19 protein-coding genes are annotated in these 20,661 nt (G+C 40.7%); 6 read left to right on the top strand and 13 right to left on the bottom strand.

Annotation, left to right across the window (positions count from 1 at the left end):
* The first annotated feature begins 2 nt into the window (after nucleotides 1–2).
* On the top strand, nucleotides 3–1,532 hold the full coding sequence (locus HFA01_RS11180; protein WP_146816456.1) for an acyl-CoA carboxylase subunit beta: 1,530 nt from the start codon (nucleotides 3–5) through the stop codon (nucleotides 1,530–1,532).
* A 119-nt stretch (nucleotides 1,533–1,651) separates the two neighbouring features.
* Here the strand turns inward: HFA01_RS11180 and HFA01_RS11175 are convergent, their stop codons facing one another.
* The gene (locus HFA01_RS11175) at nucleotides 1,652–3,607 is read right to left on the bottom strand and encodes an AMP-binding protein (protein WP_146816246.1); all 1,956 of its coding nucleotides are present in this window, start codon (nucleotides 3,605–3,607) and stop codon (nucleotides 1,652–1,654) included.
* Between the two features lie 198 nt (nucleotides 3,608–3,805).
* Between HFA01_RS11175 and HFA01_RS11170 the strand changes: the two genes are divergently transcribed.
* The 3 genes from HFA01_RS11170 (at nucleotide 3,806) to HFA01_RS11160 (ending at nucleotide 7,881) form a co-directional block, all read left to right on the top strand.
* Nucleotides 3,806–5,269: a flotillin family protein gene (locus tag HFA01_RS11170; protein WP_146816244.1), complete on the top strand. Its 1,464-nt coding sequence runs from the start codon at nucleotides 3,806–3,808 to the stop codon at nucleotides 5,267–5,269.
* A gap of 286 nt (nucleotides 5,270–5,555) precedes the next feature.
* Nucleotides 5,556–6,704, top strand: a complete 1,149-nt coding sequence (locus HFA01_RS11165) for an NAD-dependent epimerase/dehydratase family protein (protein ID WP_146816242.1) — start codon at nucleotides 5,556–5,558, stop codon at nucleotides 6,702–6,704.
* A gap of 13 nt (nucleotides 6,705–6,717) precedes the next feature.
* On the top strand, nucleotides 6,718–7,881 hold the full coding sequence (locus HFA01_RS11160; protein ID WP_146816240.1) for a glycosyltransferase family 4 protein: 1,164 nt from the start codon (nucleotides 6,718–6,720) through the stop codon (nucleotides 7,879–7,881).
* Between the two features lie 996 nt (nucleotides 7,882–8,877).
* Here the strand turns inward: HFA01_RS11160 and HFA01_RS19090 are convergent.
* Both HFA01_RS19090 and HFA01_RS19085 read right to left on the bottom strand, forming a co-directional pair.
* Entirely contained in the window at nucleotides 8,878–9,270 is a 393-nt protein-coding gene (locus HFA01_RS19090) for an LAGLIDADG family homing endonuclease (RefSeq protein WP_246139321.1), read from the bottom strand.
* A 28-nt stretch (nucleotides 9,271–9,298) separates the two neighbouring features.
* A complete protein-coding gene (locus HFA01_RS19085) occupies nucleotides 9,299–9,526 on the bottom strand; it encodes a helix-turn-helix domain-containing protein (protein WP_246139320.1) in 228 nt (75 codons plus the stop codon).
* A 137-nt stretch (nucleotides 9,527–9,663) separates the two neighbouring features.
* On the opposite strand from HFA01_RS19085, the gene HFA01_RS11150 reads away from it, so the two are divergent.
* Nucleotides 9,664–10,203: a YiiX/YebB-like N1pC/P60 family cysteine hydrolase gene (locus HFA01_RS11150; RefSeq protein ID WP_146816238.1), complete on the top strand. Its 540-nt coding sequence runs from the start codon at nucleotides 9,664–9,666 to the stop codon at nucleotides 10,201–10,203.
* A 12-nt stretch (nucleotides 10,204–10,215) separates the two neighbouring features.
* Here HFA01_RS11150 and HFA01_RS11145 read toward each other — a convergent pair whose 3' ends face one another.
* The 3 genes from HFA01_RS11145 to msrB form a co-directional block, all read right to left on the bottom strand.
* Nucleotides 10,216–11,151 carry an exonuclease domain-containing protein gene (locus HFA01_RS11145; protein ID WP_146816235.1) on the bottom strand — a complete coding sequence of 312 codons (936 nt, stop codon included), beginning with the start codon at nucleotides 11,149–11,151 and terminating at the stop codon, nucleotides 10,216–10,218.
* 302 nt (nucleotides 11,152–11,453) lie between these two features.
* Entirely contained in the window at nucleotides 11,454–12,008 is a 555-nt protein-coding gene (locus HFA01_RS11140; protein WP_146816233.1) for a nitroreductase family protein, read from the bottom strand.
* Between the two features lie 352 nt (nucleotides 12,009–12,360).
* Nucleotides 12,361–12,945, bottom strand: a complete 585-nt coding sequence (gene msrB / locus HFA01_RS11135; RefSeq protein WP_146816231.1) for a peptide-methionine (R)-S-oxide reductase MsrB — start codon at nucleotides 12,943–12,945, stop codon at nucleotides 12,361–12,363.
* Nucleotides 12,946–13,097: 152 nt separating this feature from the next.
* Between msrB and HFA01_RS11130 the strand changes: the two genes are divergently transcribed.
* Entirely contained in the window at nucleotides 13,098–13,586 is a 489-nt protein-coding gene (locus tag HFA01_RS11130; RefSeq protein WP_146816229.1) for a YusW family protein, read from the top strand.
* A gap of 84 nt (nucleotides 13,587–13,670) precedes the next feature.
* Here the strand turns inward: HFA01_RS11130 and HFA01_RS11125 are convergent, their stop codons facing one another.
* The 7 genes from HFA01_RS11125 to HFA01_RS11095 form a co-directional block, all read right to left on the bottom strand.
* A complete protein-coding gene (locus HFA01_RS11125) occupies nucleotides 13,671–14,543 on the bottom strand; it encodes a CvfB family protein (RefSeq protein ID WP_146816227.1) in 873 nt (290 codons plus the stop codon).
* Between the two features lie 116 nt (nucleotides 14,544–14,659).
* On the bottom strand, nucleotides 14,660–14,746 hold the full coding sequence (locus tag HFA01_RS11120; RefSeq protein ID WP_008640034.1) for a YjcZ family sporulation protein: 87 nt from the start codon (nucleotides 14,744–14,746) through the stop codon (nucleotides 14,660–14,662).
* 497 nt (nucleotides 14,747–15,243) lie between these two features.
* Nucleotides 15,244–16,236, bottom strand: a complete 993-nt coding sequence (locus HFA01_RS11115; protein ID WP_146816225.1) for an LLM class flavin-dependent oxidoreductase — start codon at nucleotides 16,234–16,236, stop codon at nucleotides 15,244–15,246.
* 18 nt (nucleotides 16,237–16,254) lie between these two features.
* A complete protein-coding gene (locus HFA01_RS11110; RefSeq protein ID WP_246139319.1) occupies nucleotides 16,255–16,641 on the bottom strand; it encodes a helix-turn-helix domain-containing protein in 387 nt (128 codons plus the stop codon).
* A 143-nt stretch (nucleotides 16,642–16,784) separates the two neighbouring features.
* Complete coding sequence (locus HFA01_RS11105; RefSeq protein ID WP_146816221.1) at nucleotides 16,785–17,780, bottom strand: zinc-dependent alcohol dehydrogenase family protein; 996 nt, start codon at nucleotides 17,778–17,780, stop codon at nucleotides 16,785–16,787.
* Between the two features lie 120 nt (nucleotides 17,781–17,900).
* Nucleotides 17,901–18,707 carry a 3D domain-containing protein gene (locus tag HFA01_RS11100; protein WP_146816219.1) on the bottom strand — a complete coding sequence of 269 codons (807 nt, stop codon included), beginning with the start codon at nucleotides 18,705–18,707 and terminating at the stop codon, nucleotides 17,901–17,903.
* A gap of 329 nt (nucleotides 18,708–19,036) precedes the next feature.
* Nucleotides 19,037–20,653: an ABC-F family ATP-binding cassette domain-containing protein gene (locus tag HFA01_RS11095; protein ID WP_146816217.1), complete on the bottom strand. Its 1,617-nt coding sequence runs from the start codon at nucleotides 20,651–20,653 to the stop codon at nucleotides 19,037–19,039.
* Nucleotides 20,654–20,661 lie beyond the last annotated feature (8 nt).

The raw sequence follows: 20,661 nt of genomic DNA, 5'->3' as shown, positions 1-20,661 counted from the left end.
CGATGCCTACAAATGAAACGTTAGAAGAACGAGCAAAGAAGATTGCTTCTGGTGGTGCTGAAAAGTATCACAGCAAGAACGCTGAAAAAGGGAAAATGTTCGTACGTGAACGTCTACAGCTTTTGTTTGATGATAACATCGATATCGAAGACGCTTTTTTCGCCAATTGTCAAGATGACTCCCTCCCTGCTGATGGTGTCGTCACAGGCATAGGGAAAATTAACGGGGAAAAAGTATGTGTAATGGCCAACGATTCCACCGTAAAAGCGGGCTCATGGGGAGCGCGGACCGTTGAAAAAATCATACGGATTCAGGAAACCGCATTAAAACTGAATGTGCCGATGCTCTACCTTGTGGACTCTGCGGGGGCAAGGATTACCGATCAGGTTGAAATGTTCCCTAACCGCCGAGGAGCAGGACGTATATTCCATAATCAAATCAAACTATCCGGCCGTGTGCCACAAGTCTGTTTATTATTCGGACCATCTGCAGCGGGCGGAGCGTACATACCTGCCTTTTGTGACATCGTCGTCATGGTCGATGGCAACGCCTCCATGTATTTAGGGTCTCCGCGAATGGCTGAGAAAGTGATCGGGGAGAAAGTGACGCTTGAGGAAATGGGCGGTGCGAATATGCATTGTTCGGTCTCTGGATGTGGGGATGTACTCGCGAAAGATGAAAGTGATGCGATTGCATTCGCCAGAAAATATTTAAGCTATTTCCCACAGTCCTACAGGGAATTACCGACAAAGGCAGAATCAAGAGAGCCTGCTCCGTTTGAGAAAAGCGTGGAAGAACTGATCCCTAAAAACCAAAATGCCCCGTTTGATATGTATCAGTTGATCGATCGTCTCATTGATGATCATTCATTCTGTGAGATCAAGAAAAAGTTTGCTCCGGAGCTCATTACAGGTTTAGCGAGAATCGAAGGGCGGCCTGTAGGAATCATCGCCAACCAGCCAAGAGCAAAAGGTGGCGTCCTTTTCCCTGATTCTGCAGATAAAGCAGCGAAATTCATCCAGCTCTGTGATGCCTTTAATATTCCACTGCTTTTCCTTGCCGATATTCCAGGGTTCATGATCGGAACCAAAGTTGAGCGTGCAGGGATTATCCGTCACGGGGCGAAGATGCTTTCTGCGATGAGCGAGGCGACTGTACCTAAAATTTCTGTTGTTGTTCGTAAAGCCTACGGAGCAGGACTCTATGCAATGGCAGGACCTGCGTTTGAGCCGGATGCATGTCTCGCTTTGCCTACCGCACAGATTGCTGTTATGGGTCCAGAAGCGGCTGTAAACGCTGTTTATGCGAATAAGATCGCCGCACTTCCTGAAGAAGAGCGACCGGCATTCATTAAAGAAAAGCATGAAGAATACAAAGAGAACATTGATATTTATCGTTTGGCTTCTGAGATGGTAATCGATGACATCGTTCAGCCGAATAAGCTCAGAGAAGAGCTTTCCACTCGATATGATGCTTACGAGACAAAAGATGTTCTATTTACAGAAAGAAAACACGGTGTATATCCGGTATAAAAAAAAGCTCCTGGACCTTTGATATGTCCAGGAGCTTCTTTGTTGAATCGTGATCAATAAGATTCTAAGCTGTGTATTTATTTATGAACCGATACAAAAAATTGCTCGATTCGTACTTTTCATGTTGATGAAGCATTTTGGCCAATGCTCCGGATCTGATTAACGCTTTGCGGATTGACGAGCGCACTCAAGTCCCCAGCTGGCTTATTTAAAAAAGCAGCTTTGATCGCTCGCCTCATCACTTTGGCATTTCTTGTCTTAGGAAGGTCATCGACAACGAATATCTTTTTAGGTGCGAGGGCTTTGCCTAATTGATGATGAAGGAGCATGGTCAATTCTTCCGTTAGATCATCTGGAGGATGAAATTCCTTAAGGACCACAAATGCGACGGCTTCTTCTCCTTTTACCTCATGAGGGATTCCAATAACTCCAGCCTCTAAAACGGCGCTATGTTTAAGGAGAACAGACTCCACCTCCGTAGGACCTAATCGTTTTCCGGCTACATTTAAAACATCATCCGATCGTCCGGTAATCGTATAGTACCCTTCTTTATCTTTAATCACCCAATCACCATGAACCCACGTATCTTTGAAGCGGCTCCAATAGGTCTCTTCATAACGCTGATCGTCTCCAAAGAAACTGTTTGTCATGCCAACCCATGGGGATTTGATCACGAGTTCGCCAACTTCATCGAGGAGTGACTGTCCTTTTTCGTCATAAACATCAACATCCATTCCAGGAAGAGCCGCATTGAAAGTGACTGGTTGAATCGGTTTGACGAGTACATTACCGAGAATCCCTCCTGAAATTTCTGTTCCACCTGAATAGTTGAAAATTGGTATTCTTGAACCTCCTGCATGTTTGAAAAGCCAATGCCACGGCTCTGGATTCCATGGTTCACCTGTTGATCCAATAAGTTTTAAAGACCTGAGATCATGTTTCTCGATCCAATCTTTCCCGTGCTTCATCATGGAGCGGACAAGGGTGGGAGAGAGACCTAAATGGGTGACGTGATACTTCTCTACAAGTTTCCATAAGCGGTCGGGGTCTGGATAGTCAGGGGTGCCTTCAAACATGACAATGGATGCACCATTGACCAATCCTCCGTAAACAAGGAAGGGTCCCATCATCCATCCCATATCCGTATACCAGAATAACGTATCTTCTTTCGTAACATCCATACACACACCAGCATCAAAGGCAGCCTTGATGGGAAATCCTGCATGAGTATGGACAGCTCCCTTTGGTGTACCTGTTGTTCCTGAGGTGTAAATGAGCATAAACGGATCATTCGCTCTTTTCACCTTCGTCTTGTACTCGGATTCCTTCTTTCTTAAATCACTCCAGAGAACATCACGAGGTTCTTGTAAGTTCACTTGCGATCCAGTACGTTCAACGATGAAAACATGCTCTAGAGATGGGCATTGATCCGCAGCAAGATCCGCTTCCTGTTTCATAGGTATCGTTTTTCCTCTGCGATAAAAGCCATCAGCCGTAATTAACGCTTTCGATTTGCTTGCATGAATTCTTGTTGTGACGGCATCTGCTTTGTAACCAGAGAAGGCAGGTGAGAAGATTGCACCTACTTTGGAAATGGCCAGCATAGCAATGAGGGTTTCAGGGAGCATAGGTAGATACAATGTAACGATATCGCCCTCAGATATTCCATAGCTCTCTAGACCGCAAGCGACAGTGTCTACTTCCTTTTTCAAGTCTTTAAAGGATAAGGAGGAGGTTTGTCCATTATCTCCCTCCCAGTAAAGGGCAATGTCATTTTCTTTAGATGGATCATCTGCCCAGCGATCAAGGGCTAAGTGAGTGGCATTAAGCTCCCCACCTTGAAACCATTGGGGATACATAGGGCCATGGGATGTGTCCAATACACTTTTGTAAGGGGTATACCATTCAATGGCGAGCTCTTTGACTGCTTCTTCCCAAAACCATTCAAGATCATCGATAGATTTAGAGTGGAAGTCATCATAGGAGGTGCAGCCATACTTCTTCATCCATCGGAATAATCGGGTTGCTTCTTTATATTCTGCGGTAGGGGTCCATGCATTGATCGATGTACTCATGAATGTTCCTCCTTTTTCAGAATTTTATTATTACTATTATAACTGAATTCTCTACTTGATAGAATTCATAGGTCTATGTTCCTTAAAGGAAATTTGGCGGATATTGCAAATTTCCTGAAACTTTAATAGAGTTGTAATCGTTATGGAATATAACCCCTTTTGTTACATAAATAGGGAGAAAGAAAAAGGAGTGGTTATTTGTTTGAAGGTGCTTTATTTTTGTTAATTCTAGGTGTTATTGGAGCGGTTGTTCTAGTTGGGGGAATCATAACTTTTATCGTCTTCCGAATGCGCTATAAGACGGCCAGTTCGAATGAGGCGTTGATTGTTACAGGTCCAAAACTTGGTGATCCGGAAAAAGAAAAGAATGTATTTGAAGATGATAATGGACGTTCGGTAAAAATCATTCGTGGTGGTGGGTACCGCCTGAGAATGTTCCAGACAGCGACGCCGATTGATTTGACATCCTTCCAACTACAAGTCAATTCAGACAAGGCTTATACAAAAGAGGGGATCCCCGTTAGAGTTGCTAGTACGGCGGTCATCAGTATTGGCAGTGAACTTGAGATCATGGCGAACTTTGCGGAGAAATTCCTTGGTAAGAAGCAGAAAGAAAGAGAATCAGAGTTGAAAGATGTGTTGAATGGTCATTTACGTTCGATCATCGCATCGCTTCCGATTGAAAAAATCTATAATGATTTCAAAGAAGTCAACACTCAGGTGAAGAAAATTGCTGAATCTGACTTAAAAGGCATGGGGTTTGAGATCACTTCTTTTGCATTGAATGATGTGGAGGATGTGGATGTCGAAAATGGATATATCGATGCGCTAGGTCGTCCTCATATCGCTGAGGTTCAGAAGAAAGCGAACATGGCAGAGTCCGATGCAACAAAAGAGACGCGCATCTATCAGGCGAAAAACGACCAGGAAGCACAAGATGAAGAAAACCGACGTTTGACTGCAGTTGCGGCATCGACAAAGGAAAAAGACATCAAGGAAGCGGAATTCCAGAAAGAGACGAACCGCGCGAAAGCGAATGCAGACCAATCAGGGGAATTGGAAAGGCAGAAACTTGCTCAGCAAATCAAGGAAGAAGAATTGAAAGTTCAGTATATTGAAAAGCAGAGAGCGGTCGAATTGGAAGAAGAAGAGAACAAACGACGCCGCTCCATCGCTGATGCTGAAGCTTATGAAGTGACTAAACGTGCGCAGGCAGAAGCCGATAATGAACGAATCAAAGGCGAATCCGAAGCGGAAGTCATTCGTCAACGAGGAATTGCTGAAGCGGAATCGAAAGAACGTATGGCGAAAGCGATGGAACATTACGGTGAAGCGGCCATTATGGAAATGCTCATTAAAGTATTGCCGGAATATGCAGAAAAAGTATCCGCACCAATCAGTCAAATTAAAGATATGAAGGTCATTGATATGGGAGGAAACGATTCACGTGGAGGTTCTGCGAAAGTAGCGAACAGTGTGACTTCTACCATGCTTGGCATTCAGGAGTCTTTAAAAGAGACAACAGGTATGGATCTGAAAGCGATGCTTGAGAGCTATGTATCAAGAGGGGCTGTCCATGAATTTGGAGCATCTTCTGATGATGAACTGAAGGAAGCGGCTGCTACGAAAGAAGAGGATGAGAATAAGGAAGAAGAAAAGTGACAGCTCCGCCTGCAGAACCTGTTGTTCTGCAGGCTTTTATTGAAAAGTAGGTTTGAAGTAATCTTCATTTGGGGTAAATAGGTTTGAGGTCTCACAAGCATATCTCTACATAGAATCGACGGTTTAACAAAGAATTAATTGTTTCAAAATTAAATTAATGGTAAAGTCAAAAACGTAGAGACCTTGACTTTTGTCCGTCTTCGAACGATTGGGAGAAGATAGAAAAGTCATAGGAGTCATTCTATAATGGAATACGAGTATGCAAGACGTAACTAGGAGGTAGATTATGAGGATTATTGTAGCAGGGGGAGACGGTTTTTGCGGTTGGCCAACGGCATTATACCTATCCAAACAAGGACATGATGTAACCATCGTAGATAATTTGGTACGCAGAAAGTATGATGATGAACTACGCTCGAATTCAGTTACACCGATTGCAACACTAGAAGACCGTGTAGCTAAATGGAAAGAGGTTTCAGGAAAAGAAATCAAAACATTTATTGGTGACTTGAACCATTATGATTTTCTTAGCGAAGTATTCCGTCAAACGGAACCTGAAGCATTCGTTCACTTCGCTGAACAACGTTCGGCTCCATATTCAATGATCGATCGCGAGCATGCGGTTTATACACAAACGAACAATGTTATGGGGAACTTGAATGTTCTTTATGCAATCAAAGAATTCGCTCCTGAATGTCACCTGATTAAACTGGGTACAATGGGCGAATATGGTACTCCTAACATTGATATCGAAGAAGGATATATTGAAATTGAACATAAAGGACGGAAGGATACCCTTCCATATCCAAAACAACCTGGTTCCTTCTATCACTTGTCTAAAGTACATGACAGCCATAACATTATGTTTGCATGTAAAATCTGGGGCATCCGCGCCACTGACTTGAATCAGGGAATCGTATACGGTTTACATACAGCCGAAACACGTCTCGATCCGATGCTCGTAAACCGTGTAGACTACGATGGCGTATTCGGCACGGCTCTGAACCGTTTCGTCAACCAGGCAGCCATCGGACATGATATCACGGTTTATGGCTCAGGAGGGCAGACACGTGCGTTCCTAAATATTGAAGATACAGTAAGATGTGTCGAGATTGCGGCTGAGAACCCGGCAGATCAAGGTGAATTCCGCGTGTTCAACCAATTTACTGAATGGTTCTCTGTTCAGGATCTTGCTGAACGCGTACAAAAGATTGCTAAAGAAGAAGGCCTTGATACACAAGTGAAAAAGATCGAGAATCCTCGTATCGAGAATGAAGACCATTATTACAATGCTGTGAATACAAAACTGCGTGACCTTGGTCTAGAACCTCACTTATTGACAGACGATGTTATTCGTGACATTCTGCGCACAGCTGTCGAAAATAAAAACCGAATCATTGAAGAAAACGTATTGCCGTCAATCACTTGGAAGTAAGGAGTTTTCCGCTTTGAAAATCGCCATCATTACAGAAACATTCCTACCATCAACAGATGGAGTCGTCACACGATTAAAAGAGTCCATCAAATACTTGCGAAATCAAGAACATGAGGTCGTCGTCATTGCTCCAGACTTTGGTGTGACGGAATATGAAGGGGCGATCGTCGAAGGGGTCAAAACGACAAAAATGCCTTTCTACAGGTATCGAGAATTCAGCTTACCACAGCGACGAGTAAAGGACTTGCTGCAAAAACATAATCCTGACCTCGTCCATGTGGTCAACCCCGCTCTTGTAGGGGTCTCTGGCGTATATTATGCGGATAAACTGGACTATCCGTTAATTGCTTCTTATCATACTCACGTTCCTAAATACTTGGATTATTACCGGTTATATCCTTTTAAGCCTCTTGTTTGGTGGTATTTTAGAAAGTTACACAACTATGCAGATGTGAATTTGTGTACCTCAAGAGCTATTAAGAAGGAACTGGATGAGAAGAACTTCCATAATGTGAGTGTGTGGGACCGGGGAGTCGCTGTCGATCATTACCATCCTCGACATAAAAGTGAAGAGATGAGGGAGCGACTGTCTGCAGGCAGGAAAGATAACAAACTGCTTGTCTTTGTGGGTAGATTGGCTCCTGAAAAAGAAATCCATAAAATCAAGCCTTTATTGGAAAAGAGAGACGATATTTCTCTTGCCATTGTTGGAGATGGCCCTGTGAAGGATGAATTAGAGGAAACTTTTAAGGATACCAATACAGTTTTTACAGGGCTTATGCACGGAGAGGAGCTTGCTCAGGCTTTTGCTTCTTCTGATGCTCTGATTTTCCCATCGGTTACCGAAACGCTTGGCCTAGTCATCCTCGAATCTATGGCTTCTGGTCTCCCTGTCATTGCTGCCAAGAGCGGCCCGACCATGGAGCAAGTAGAAGATGGCAAAACAGGTTTATTATTTGAAAATGAGAACACCGAGAGCATGATTCAGGCGATCGAAAGATTGGAAGATGAGGAGTTATATCAGACACTTTGTAAAAATGCACGCCAAGAAGCTGAAAAGTATAGCTGGCAAAAACCTTCGGAGCAGATCCTTGAGTATTACTATAAGACGTTAAAGGTATATGAAGAGCAGGCAGCAACAACGTCAAAAAAATCAAAGGTTAAAGTCACAGAGTAAGCGCTCTGTGGCTTTTCTTTTTTGTTTGTTTTTAACAAGGAACTTAGTAGTAATTCCAAATACATAAAATCACCGTTAATAACAGAACATATGTTCTAACCCCCATAAAATGAGCATCTGCGAGGGGGGGTTACTAATTCATACTTAGTAGCAACTCCGAAATATTCAGAAAAAACAATCAATAAATCAATTCTCAGTTTTTAAGCAACTGGGAGCAAATAAAATGATAGGTCAAGAACTGGAAAGAAGGGAGTTATGTAGATTGAAATAAGTCTAATCAAGAAAAGCAGCATGCGAATGAAGACAATAGTAAAGCTTAACCGTGAGTATATAATGTTTAATCATAATCCGAGAGTCAATCAAATGATAGCTCGAGATTAAAAATATAAAAATGTGTAGCAAAAATCTCAATATAGATGGAATTACATTTAATTTATGAACAAGTAATGGAGATTCGAAAAGCGTATGAAAGTTGAATGAGAAATATTAGATTAACCAGGTTGAAATGGAACGATAAATTGTGTAGACATGATTTTAAAGCATGCTGGAGATCGTAAAGCAAACGTTCTGAAATTCTATAAAAGGTCATGTATGAAATAAAAACAAATGAAGCTAACTGAAGCTGAAACTACAATTTGAAGCCGGATTTATTACTGAGAATTTAACGCGCAAAACTTATGGAGGATAAGTGATTAGTAAACATTAATAAGAAACATCTTAAATTTTAGCTTATTTGTTTCTATCTCGTCTCAATATCATGAGTATACTTTTTTATTGAGATGTAACAATCATTTCTGAAATGAGTAAGTATAATAAATATTATGTAAACTAGATGAAAACAAAAAAGTAAGGGGGATTTCCTCTCCTTCTTTTTACTTCAACAATTTTAAGAACGTTGAATATTTTCTTTCCAGGCATTTATCTTCTTGAGCGTATATCCAATGGAAGAAATTTTCTACATCTTTCTTACCGCTAACATAAACTCTTACTATTAAGTCATCCTGGATTCGTATTTAATCTCGATTCCATATCATTTGCTCTAAGTACATCCATTAATTCCATCATAAATGACTTGGATCCACCTACGATATTGATAAAATATTTATCCTTGTATATACAGCCTTCACCATCCAAATACCCTCTTACAAAATGTGATTGATATTCCCTTGGTACATTTGGATATGATAAAGTCATTGATTTCTTTGGTATTATTCCATGTATGCGAATGAGATCCTCCTTGAGAATTTCACTTCGGATATTATGCATATGTACACCTGTCCGTTCATTTTTTGTTATTGGATGGCTGGAATCCATTTCGCGCTTAATATACAGCAGTATATCTTTTTCTTTTTGTGCTATGCTAATTAACTGCGCATGACATGAAATCATTCCACCTGCTGCAATAAATCCTAAAATATTAAGCCATGTTGTTAGACCACGTCTTAAAATAGTCTTCGTTGACCTTAAACTTTCTTTTCCAGCTGCCTCTAGGTCTTAATGGAACTCTTAATTCCTTTAACACGATTCGGATATAATCCGGTGAAACATTCGCTTTTTTAGCAATGACAGTTGTACTTTCGCCAGCACTATACAGTTGAGCTATTTCTACTTTGGACATTATTCTTTTTCTCAATGGTCTATTCATTTGTGGTTCCCTCCCAAGTGTTCGTTCGTTTCAATTATCGAACATATGTTCTTGTGGGTGCTTTTTAGCACTTTTACTTTGTTATTTGGCATGTAATCAGCTAGGATTATGATATAAAAAGACTAAGGAAGGTGTTTATGAAAAAGTTGCTTTTCTTCCTAAGTACTGTATTTTTTGCATTCATCATAAAGCCTAAGAAAATCGTTGCTCCAGTGATTCAAAAACATGAACATCTATATCCAGGTACAAACCTACCCATCCAACCTGGAGATTTGCTATTTTCTCCTATCGGCAAAAAAGAATCCCGTTATATCGGTCATGTAGGGATTGTAACGAAAGATAATAAAGTGATTCATTCAGTTCCTTCAGGAGTCGTGCAAGATCATATGGAGGCTTATTTTAAAAAATTCAGCAATATACGCATCTATTCAGCCAAGGATAGGAAATCAGGTAACGCGGCTGCTGATTATGCGGTAAATCTTCAACGAGAATATCCTCATGCCAACTATAAGATATGGACGCCTATAAGCAGGATGAACGGACAACAGTATTGCACGAAAATCGTGTGGCAATCTTATTATTTTGGTGCAGGTGTCAATTTAGGAAAAATATCTCCTCATGCTAAATCCGTCCACCCAGAGCGGATAAAAGATCGCAGGTATCTATCCAGGAAATAAAAACGCTCATCCCTATTTATGGGATGAGCGTTTTAAATATTGGTGAAACTCTGACTCAGAAATGATTTCGATTGGATATCCCTGGCTTAGCAGCGTCTCTGCTCTTTCCAGTTTATTGGTTTTTGTGCCGTTTTTATAAGCCTCGAACGTTTGTTCGCCAACAACTACAAAGCTTGTATTGGATTCAATTGTGTTGTGAAGGTGGCCACCTAAATCAACGACTTTTTGACTGGCTTCATCTCTCTTCATTTTACTTAACTTTCCTGTAAACACAACTGCAGCGTCATAAAAGGGATGGGAAGGATCGAATTGGTTGGTTGCTGCTATATACGACGATGGATGTGCTTTTTTAGCACGTTTCTTTTTGTTTATGCGTGCCGGTTCATAACCACGATCAAACATCATTCCGTTTGTCGTTCCTGATTTGTCTACAAGGTCTTTAGTATCTGTTGCGCCAAGCTCCTCTTTTGCTGACATCAGGATATGTGCAGAAGCCTTAGCATCTTCTAATGCATGGTGGTGGCTGAATGAAAATCCGAGATAGTCAGAGACAACATTCAAGTTATACTTTGGAAAATGCCACGTTTTCTTAGATATATTGACGGTACAGTTGTACGCAAGCATCGGGTAGCTAAGGTTGTATAGATCCAATACAGCACGTAAAACCCCCATATCAAACTGCGCATTATGAGCTACGACAAACTTACCTTCCAGCCATGACCTGATCTCACGTTCCCATAACACATCAAACTCTTCGGCATCTTCAACATCGCTTTTAGTTATTCCATGCACACGTATATTGATGGGAGCAAAATAGTTTTTCTGTGGTTTCACTAATCTGTAGTATTCTCTTTTTATGGAGCCCTGTTCGTATTCCACCATACCAATGGAACAAACAGAACCTCTTGAAGAATTAGCTGTTTCAAAATCAAGGGCTACAAAGTTCATGTCGATCTCCTTTATTTATAGTCTTATCTTTATCATAAATGGGCGAGCATAGGTTCGTCTATTATTAAGGCTTGCCATTCAAAATTGTTGATATCGGAATACTCCTTGTTTAAAAGCAAAGGATAGAACTTAAGGAGGCGAATGATTATGGCTTTTGATTATGCAGAGCTGCCGAAAGAAAAGCTTGTTAAGGTAAAAGAGCTTGAAAATCAACTCAATGTTGTTTTAATCGCCTAGGATTCTAAGTATAAAGATTAAATAAAAGACGCCGATCATCGGCGTCTTTTGAATTGGTTCAACCATTATTTTTTATAGATGGTTAATTTCTCTTCTATTGGTGTGCGTTTTTTCTGCTTTGGCTGTTGTTCAAAAAAGCCCATATGAATAAAACCTACAATTTTTTCCCCAGGTTGAACACCTAAAAGTTCACGCACTTTTGGCTCATGAATTTGTGGGTTTGTCTTCCAGCATACACCTAACTCACGTTCCCAAGCCAGCAGTTGGAAGTTTTGAAGCATGCTGCTGATCGCTCCGAAGTTTTCCTCCCACTGTTTTTGACGAGGATCTTCATCCATAATCGCTATTAGAAAAGCGGCCGGCTGACTGAAGTAGTTTCTGCGGTTTTCCTGCATGTCACGAGGAAATGTTTGGACAAGGGATTCCACGAATTCTTCTTTTTCGTGAGAAGGAATGAAAATGAATCTCCATGGTTCACGTAAACCGTGAGTTGGTGCCCATCTTGCGTCATCTAACAGTTCAGTAACAAGTTCTGTTGGGACCTCTTTATCTAAATATCCACTCTTTACAGAGCGACGTTCACGAATGATTCTTGCTAGTTCTGTTTTTGTTTGTTCCATACCTCTCACCTACGTATCTAAAGTTTTATTTACGGTAATGATAATCGTTCTCATTGGTTTTGTCAAGGCGTATTCCTTTAAATGCGAGATTCTGAAGTACTAGTCCATGCATACTTGAAGATAATAGCTAGCTGTGTCCAGGGAGCTTTTTACACCATTTATTCTAGAGTCAATCAGTTTTTCAACGAATGGTATTACCGAAATAGGATTGGCATATGATCCCCCCCATATCTTCCCTTGGTTATGTACTACTCCCGGTGGCGTATATGTAAGGACAGCATAGACTCTACATAAAACCACTTTAAACGACACTTGTCTAATGAAATTCCTATTAAAAAAGAAGAAGGGAAACTCACCCTTCTTCTTTAAACAAATATAAAAATTCACCGTAACCCTGGTTCTTCATCTCCTGCTTAGGAATAAACTCCATGGCTGCACTATTCATACAGTACCTCAACCCTGTCGGTTCTGGACCGTCTTTAAATACGTGACCAAGATGATTATCTCCTTGCTTACTTCTTACTTCCGTCCTCATGCCGAAAATTCCTGGGTCGTCTTTTGTAGTGATGTATTTCTCAGCAATCGGTTTGGTGAAACTTGGCCAACCTGTACCTGATTTGTATTTATCTGTAGAGCTGAATAATGGCTCTCCTGAGAGAACATCTACATAAATGCCCTCTTCCTTGTTATCCCAGTATGCATTATCAAAAGCTTTTTCTGTCCCGTCTTCCTGTGTTACTTCATATTGGATATCCGTTAGTTTACTTTTTAAGTCATGCTGAGAATAGTCTACAACTTCACCGTTATATAACTCTACTCTCTTCACATCTTCAGAATTGCTGGTTGTAGAAGCACCAGAATTTTTATTGAAAAAGAAAAGGACGCCGACACTTATTAAAAAAAGCAGGGTGATCGCTATGGCCGTCATTTTTTTCATTCCTTCTCCTCCCTAGATAAAAGAATCCTATCTTCATCTTATCATGGGTTCTTATGTTCAAAAAATTCTAATGCTCATCATACATAAACGAAGTTATGAAATCCGTCATTTTCGTCCATCCTAAGAAAAGGACATGAATGGAGGGATCATGAATGAAAACTGTAACCTCAATACTGGCCATAAGTCTCATCGTCTTGAGCGGATGTACGGCTGACAACAATGGAGAGCAAATGATGGATTATGAACAGCAGCCATTATCTACTGCCCCCACCACCGATTCACTTAATGATATGAATTATGAAACAAATGAGAAGGTGGATAAAGCAAGAAAAGCTCTTCCATTTCAACAATTTGATCTGGAAATTGATTATGTAGATACACTTTCATATCAAGTCAAATATGTATCTAATGAAGCTCAAACCAGAGCAGTCATCAATGAAATTGGCGAGGAGAAAATTTCAGGAGAAAAGGCGCTAGATCAACTGACTCCACATTTCATGGAACTCAGTTTTGATGAAGATTCATCTGAACAAGAAGTAATTGAAGATGTTTTACAGGTTTTTGGACTTGATGAAACCTACAAGGAATTTAAGCTGAGAGTTGTATATAGCAACGGGTTAGAAGCAGAATACGAGGATTAAATAATGGAAAAGAAAACAAGCACCTTTGTACTATGACTTAGATGCTTGTTTTTTATTTTTTAGTTTCGGAGTTGCTACTAAGTTTTAAGTGCGATCGTGATTGATTACTGTCTTACCATTCTCTTGAACAATTTTTCGTTCTTTCATTAATTGCCCAATGGCGCGCTTAAATGCTGCCTTACTGATTTTGAAGGTTTTCCGGATATCTTCTGGATCACTTTTATCATGAAGGAACATCACACCGTCGTTTTCTTGTAAATACTCATAGATTATCTCTGCATCTTCCTTCATCCCCTCTTGTTTTAGTGGACGAAGAGATAAGTTGATGGTTCCATCGTCTTTTACATCAATGACTCTAGCTGTAATCGTTTCTCCAAGTCTTGGTTCTTCTTTTCTTTCACTTGGATGGACGAATCCCCGATATCCTTCGCCAGTCAATACCGTAGAGCCTGCTTTTGTTGCTCGGTACACACGCGCGGTCACTTCTTGTCCAAGAAACTCTTTAGGCGCAGGTTCCAGGTCACCCATGACTTCTTGTTCAGAAATAGGTTCTGCCAAAAGACGATTTTTTTTATCGAGTTCTAGACTAACAAATAAATGATCCCCTTCTTTAGGCCATACAGATTTCAGCAAAGGGAGATGGTCAGAGGAGACAAGAATATCCTTATTATTTAAACCAATATCAACGAAGACCCCCATATTGGGAACAACTTCTACGACTTCAGCCCATCCATAAGTATCTTTTGTAACTTCCGGAATCTCCATGGTCGCGGAAGCTTGTCCTTTCTTGTTTTCGTAAATAAACATGTCTCTGCTTTCATCCAGTTCAATATCTTCTGTTACATCTTCGTCCTGGAGTACAAATTCTTCATTTTGAATCTGTACAATAAAGCCTTCTGTGATTTTCTTTTTAATTTTTGCTTGTTGGATTGTTCCCAATATATTGACATCTTTCATGTAATTTCATCCTTTTTCGTGACGTAATGGTACTTATTATAGCTTACATCCATCCATTTTAAAACGATGATTTATGATAATTGAAAAAGCGTGGCATTTGCCACGCTTTGTAGTAATTAATACCACCAAGAAGCTCCTACAATAATTAGGAGAATAAACAAAACTACGATTAGCGCAAAGCCTCCACCATATCCTTTACTCATTCCAATTCCCCCCTTTACTTCTATATATGAGGTTGGATAAGAATCGGTATGGGTAAAAGACTGAGCTCCCTGTTGATTAGGCGGATCTATGATTAATGAGAAATAATAATTACTAAAGGGTATGACAGGGTAGTGGAGGACTCAAATTCGGGATGTTTGTGTGATGTAAAGGGATTTTCGCTTCCCATGGTGCTAAGCCTCTTTAAACTACGTCCTGAGGGGTCTCAGTTGCCCTAACACCATATAGGAGTCCCCTTTCTTCTCTAGCTTATGAAAGGCTCAAATTTTCTTCATCGTGACCTGCCGAATTTAAATGATGTCACATTTTAAAAGGATTATTGGAGCATTTTAGGGATAATTTATTTATTTTATGGAGGCATAGAGATTAGTCTTCTTATAATACAAGGGCCTTAGCGGGATCGGGAGACTGCTGCTGAAAGCTTCTCAAAACTAAGTCATTCTTCTGCCATAGTGCATTTATCTCTGATGGGGCTTGATTAATGCTTGAACGACTGAGCAATTCGCCTATAGGATTTTTTCTTTTCTTCAAAATCGAATATGTTTGTAATGATCAGAAACTCATCCGTACCGTAGTATTCAGATAGTTCTTCCAATTGATTTTTTACTTGATCTGGGTTTCCGATAATGCAGCGTCTTCGATTTTTCCTGATTTTATCTCTATCTACCTTTGTATATGGGTAATTTTTGGCCACGTCTAAAGAAGGTACTCGGGTATCCAAGCCTTTTTCCACCCGAAGCAACCAGAGATCCTGACTTTTTGCCAGCTCCTCTGCCTTTTCTTCTGTCTCTCCGCAAACAACAAATACACAAACATTGACGCATGGTTCTTTTTTATAAGGGTCTTTAAATCGCTCCCTATACGTATCAATGGATGCCTTTCCATAATCAGGATTAATGAAATGACCAAATGTAAACCCCGTCCCATTCACTGCTGCATGTTTGGCTCCGCGCTCGGTCAAACCGAGGACCCAGAGTTCAGGTTGATGATGGGTTTCAGGACGTGCTTTTACACCATAAAACCGGTCTTCCTTAGGAATGGAATCTTGTAAGAACTGTTTCAGCTCCTTTACTTGTCTAGAAAAAGAACTGAGGGGCTTTTCAATTCCATCTGTAAGGGCAAGCCTTGTTTTGGGCCCACCTCCAGGGGAACGCCCCACTCCAAGATCCATGCGTCCTGGAAACAAAGCCTCAAGCATACGGAAATTCTCTGCTACTTTTAATGGACTGTACTGTGGAAGTAAGACACCTCCAGATCCGACTCGAATGGATGTTGTGGCTTGTGCAATCATGGATATAAGAATTTCAGGAGACGTATTCGCAAGACCATTCGTATTGTGATGTTCTGCAACCCAGTATCTATGAAAGCCTAATTTCTCCGTGTATTTCGCTAATTCTACTGACTTCTGTAATGCATCTTGAGCAGACTCCCCCTCGGATATGGGGCTTTGATCCAGAACACTTAATTTCACTGCAAGCTCACCTTTCTTTTATCTGTAAACATCATCCATAATTTGTTTCAGTATTTGCATTTGTTCTTCAAATAACAGCTTATAACGTTTTTTTAACACATCGAATTCTTCTTTACCTTCATCCGTCAGGTAATACCAGTACACTTTTTGTCTCTTTTTATCATATGATTTGTAATCGTCTTTACGGTATAATAATCCTTGCTCTGTCATTTCATGTAGGGTATCAAGTAATGTCGAAGGTGCTGGAATCCAGTTCTTCGTCAGTTTTTTGAACTCTGCTTTGAAGTGCTCACTGATCATCGGCTGACGAACTTGTAACAGGTGCATGATATAAAACTTCGTAAATTGCGCGGCACTCATGTTTAAAGCGAATCGTTTCGGATTGTTTTTATGTGACAAAATCATCCACCCCTTGTCATAAAATGGTCTTTCTATCATTCTACTACAAAAGATGGATGAATTGTCCAATTATACGCACATTCGTTCGCTTAATTGTTTATGTTTTTTACTTTTATTCGGAGTTACTACTAAGTTTGAAGTGAAAACTTTTAACGCACGTGAAAACCAATTTTACCAAAGTTTTTAGATTTTTGAATGTATTCGAAAGCTTCCTTGTACTCTTCCATTGAAAAAACCTTATCCAGTTGAGGTTTTATTTTGTGTTCACTAATAAAACCGAGCATTTCCCTAAATTCTTCGGCACTTCCCATCGTGGATCCGAGCAAGTTGTATTGCCCGTAAAAGAATTGCCGGATATTAATGGTCACTTCATCGTCGGTCGTGGAACCGAATGTCACAATCGTTCCTCCCTTACGAACAATATCCAGGGATTTATTAAAAGTGGCGTTCCCTATCGTTTCAATAAGTAAATCTACTTGTTCAGAAGCCAGCGCTTCCTGCCAGTTTTCTTCTGTAGAAATGGCTACATCCGCACCGAGCTTCAAAGCTTCTTTTTGTTTGCTTTCTGACCGGGAAGTTACAATAACTCTTGCTCCAATTGCTTTCGCAAATTTCAGGCAGAAAGTTAGGACTCCGCTTCCAATTCCCGGCAACATGACTGTTTGACCCGCTTCAAGATCTCCTCTTGTAAACAAAGCACGATAGGCAGTTAGTGCTGCTAATGGAAGTACGCCTGCTTCTTCAAAAGTCAAATGCTCAGGTTTCCTTTCAAGATGGTCCTCTGTACACGTGTAATATTCGGCAAAAGTTCCGTGATCCGGAAGGCCGACAATTTCAAACCCTTCTGGAGGAGCATCGCTGTTTTTCTGCCAGCCGAGTCCAGGATTGACAATGACTTCGTCACCTTCTTGGAACTTTGTAACACTCTTTCCCACGGATTCTACTGTGCCGGAAGCATCCGAACCAGGAATTAAAGCTGGATCTTCCGCTTTATGCCGCTTCGTTACAACAGCCAAATCCCTTCGGTTCATTCCTGCTGTATGTACTTTCACTCTCACTTCGTTGTCATTGGGCTGGCTGTTCTGCATCTCTTTTAGTTTTAAACCCTCAAGTCCATCTTTTCCTTCATGTACAATTGCTCTCATTTATACCTGCTCCCTTCCTCTTACAATTGTCTTTAGTCTATCAATAAGTAATGGGAACGCAAAATAAACCGCATAAAAAAACTCCTTTCTGTAGATTCAGAAAGGAGTTTTTGTTAATAATTAGTCGGCCAGTACCTGAACTTTAACTGATTTTCTACCGAAGTCAAGTGCATCTTCACGGGAAGGCATGAAAATATCGATACGGTTGCCATTGATGGCGCCGCCGGTATCTCCGGCAATTGCTGTTCCGTAACCTTCGACATATACTTTAGATCCAAGTGGAATAACGTTCGGGTCTACGGCAATCACTTTTTGGTCTGGGTTTGCACGCAGGTCGATTCCGGTAGCCGTTACACCGCTGCATCCTGTGCAATAAGCCGTATAAGCCGTAGCTTCAGCTGTAAACTCTTTAACTACATCATTACTTGTATCTTGACTTGTACTTGTTTGCGTTGCTGTTGATGTGCTGTTGCTGGAATTGCTACTAGAGCTGCTATTGGAACTTGGTGCAGACGTTTGAACCGCCTGTCCATCAACTTTGAACTGGTCGCCAGGATAAATGAGGGTGGAAGTCAGGTTGTTCCACGCCATCAGCTGATCGACTGAAGTATTAAATTTTTGAGAAATGGCGAACAACGTGTCTCCAGACTTCACTGTATAAGTGGATGTGTTGGAAGACGTAGTAGATGAAGGTGTGCTGGATTTAGACTCACTTGCTACTTTCAATGTTTGATTTGGATAAATTAGATTTGAATTTAGCCCATTCCAAGTCTTCAAGTCTTGAACGCTTACGTCATATTTTTGTGAGATTCCCCAAAGAGTATCTCCTTGATTGATTTTATATTCCGTTTCGTGGGCACTTACCGTAGTGGCGAATGCTCCCGTTAATGCGACAGTAGCTACAACAGAAAATACAGTTTTTTTCATGAAATTCTGCCTCCTCTTGATTGGTCGATCCCTATGTATTTAGGTGATCCGTTCACAATTACAAGATTAACAGAATCTCAGAATAAATTAAGAACAAACAGGCAACAGTTTGTTTTCAAACATAACATCCATATTTCACAGCCATTACAAAAGGAGCATTTGTACCGTGTATCTGACAGCATAGCCTTTGTTTTTCAGTATTTCGTCATTATTCTACAATGTGAGTGGGTACCTATTCTTGGATTTTCATACCCGAAAATGATAGAAAAAAACATAATCTAGCGAAAAAAAGCACAGATCCACGTATGGTCTGTGCTTTTAGATTATCTTTATTTAGCTGCTACTTGCTTTTGGACTTCTGGGTCATTCAAGAACTCATCATACGTCATTTCTTTATTGACAATCTTACCATTAGGCGTGATTTCAATAATACGATTAGCAATGGTTTGAATGAACTCATGGTCGTGGGAGGCAAAAATGACAGAACCTTTAAAGTTGATCAATCCTTTGTTCAAGGAAGTGATGGACTCCAGGTCAAGGTGGTTCGTTGGTTCATCTAAAAGAAGAACGTTCGCACCAGAAAGCATCATTTTAGAAAGCATGCAACGAACTTTCTCTCCACCAGAAAGGACATTCGCTTTCTTAAGCGCCTCTTCGCCAGAGAACAGCATACGTCCAAGGAAACTGCGTAAGAACGTTTCTGTTTCATCTTCTGGAGAATACTGACGCAGCCACTCGACAAGGTTCAAATTCGAACCTTCGAAGAATTCTGAGTTATCTTTAGGGAAGTAACTTTGGGACGTCGTTACACCCCACTTATACGTTCCTTCATCCGGCTCAATCTCTCCCATTAGAATTTGGAAAAGCGTCGTTTTTGCAACTTCGTTTGATCCCACAAGAGCGACTTTATCATCCTTGTTAAGTGTGAAGCTTACATTATCCAATACCTTTTCACCATCTACCGTTTTAGAGAGGTTTTCAACGGTCAGTAAGTCATTTCCGATTTCACGTTCCGCATTGAAAGCAATGTAAGGATACTTCCTGGAAGAAGGTTGAATATCATCCAGCGTGATTTTGTCCAACAGTTTTTTACGTGAAGTCGCTTGTTTGGATTTGGAAGCATTGGCACTGAAACGCGCGATGAACTCTTTCAAATCCTTAATCTTCTCTTCTTTTTTCTTATTTTGTTCTGCAGCCATTTTCTGAGCCAATTGACTGGACTCATACCAGAAGTCATAGTTTCCGACGTAAATCTGGATTTTCCCAAAGTCAAGGTCAGCAATATGTGTACAGACATTGTTCAAGAAGTGACGGTCGTGGGAAACCACAATCACGGTATTCTCGAAATCGATCAAAAAGTCTTCTAGCCATTGGATCGCTTTAATATCCAGGTGGTTGGTCGGCTCATCGAGAAGAAGAACATCAGGATTGCCGAAGAGCGCTTGCGCAAGAAGAACCTTCACTTTTTCGGATCCTTGAAGTTCACTCATCTTCTTATCATGAAGTTCTTCGCCAATGCCCAATCCTTTCAATAGACGGGCTGCATCAGAATCCGCTTCCCATCCATTCATTTCAGCGAACTCTCCTTCAAGTTCAGCTGCGCGCATACCGTCTTCTTCAGAAAAGTCGCCTTTCATATAGATCGCGTCTTTTTCCTTCATTACTTCATATAGTCGGGTATGACCCATAATGACGGTTTCAAGCACTTGATATTCGTCGTACTCAAAATGGTTCTGTTTCAAAACAGCCAAACGCTGATCTTTTTTAAGACTTACATCACCAGTTTGGGCTTCAATTTCTCCACTCAAAATCTTTAGGAATGTGGATTTCCCTGCACCGTTCGCACCAATCAGACCATAGCAATTGCCAGGGGTGAATTTTATATTTACGTCTTCAAACAACTTTTGGTCGCCGAATCGAAGACTTACATTATTTACTGTTAACATGTGATAAT

Origin of the sequence: Halobacillus faecis (assembly GCF_007991335.1) — a bacterium.
GTDB classification, from domain to species: Bacteria; Bacillota; Bacilli; order Bacillales; family Halobacillaceae; genus Halobacillus; species Halobacillus faecis.
The sequence above is the reverse complement of the archived record's forward strand: the minus strand, read 5'-3'. Positions and strand labels throughout refer to the sequence as shown.

What these genes read in the sequence shown, in the direction of transcription:
- HFA01_RS11180 (WP_146816456.1), top strand. Translation starts at nt 3, where the DNA reads ATGCCTACAAATGAAACGTTAGAAGAACGAGCAAAGAAGATTGCTTCT.
- HFA01_RS11175 (WP_146816246.1), bottom strand. Translation starts at nt 3,607, where the DNA reads ATGAGTACATCGATCAATGCATGGACCCCTACCGCAGAATATAAAGAA.
- HFA01_RS11165 (WP_146816242.1), top strand. Translation starts at nt 5,556, where the DNA reads ATGAGGATTATTGTAGCAGGGGGAGACGGTTTTTGCGGTTGGCCAACG.
- HFA01_RS19090 (WP_246139321.1), bottom strand. Translation starts at nt 9,270, where the DNA reads ATGATTTCATGTCATGCGCAGTTAATTAGCATAGCACAAAAAGAAAAA.
- HFA01_RS19085 (WP_246139320.1), bottom strand. Translation starts at nt 9,526, where the DNA reads ATGAATAGACCATTGAGAAAAAGAATAATGTCCAAAGTAGAAATAGCT.
- HFA01_RS11150 (WP_146816238.1), top strand. Translation starts at nt 9,664, where the DNA reads ATGAAAAAGTTGCTTTTCTTCCTAAGTACTGTATTTTTTGCATTCATC.
- HFA01_RS11145 (WP_146816235.1), bottom strand. Translation starts at nt 11,151, where the DNA reads ATGAACTTTGTAGCCCTTGATTTTGAAACAGCTAATTCTTCAAGAGGT.
- HFA01_RS11140 (WP_146816233.1), bottom strand. Translation starts at nt 12,008, where the DNA reads ATGGAACAAACAAAAACAGAACTAGCAAGAATCATTCGTGAACGTCGC.
- msrB (WP_146816231.1), bottom strand. Translation starts at nt 12,945, where the DNA reads ATGAAAAAAATGACGGCCATAGCGATCACCCTGCTTTTTTTAATAAGT.
- HFA01_RS11130 (WP_146816229.1), top strand. Translation starts at nt 13,098, where the DNA reads ATGAAAACTGTAACCTCAATACTGGCCATAAGTCTCATCGTCTTGAGC.
- HFA01_RS11125 (WP_146816227.1), bottom strand. Translation starts at nt 14,543, where the DNA reads ATGAAAGATGTCAATATATTGGGAACAATCCAACAAGCAAAAATTAAA.
- HFA01_RS11120 (WP_008640034.1), bottom strand. Translation starts at nt 14,746, where the DNA reads ATGAGTAAAGGATATGGTGGAGGCTTTGCGCTAATCGTAGTTTTGTTT.
- HFA01_RS11110 (WP_246139319.1), bottom strand. Translation starts at nt 16,641, where the DNA reads ATGATTTTGTCACATAAAAACAATCCGAAACGATTCGCTTTAAACATG.
- HFA01_RS11105 (WP_146816221.1), bottom strand. Translation starts at nt 17,780, where the DNA reads ATGAGAGCAATTGTACATGAAGGAAAAGATGGACTTGAGGGTTTAAAA.
- HFA01_RS11100 (WP_146816219.1), bottom strand. Translation starts at nt 18,707, where the DNA reads ATGAAAAAAACTGTATTTTCTGTTGTAGCTACTGTCGCATTAACGGGA.
- HFA01_RS11095 (WP_146816217.1), bottom strand. Translation starts at nt 20,653, where the DNA reads ATGTTAACAGTAAATAATGTAAGTCTTCGATTCGGCGACCAAAAGTTG.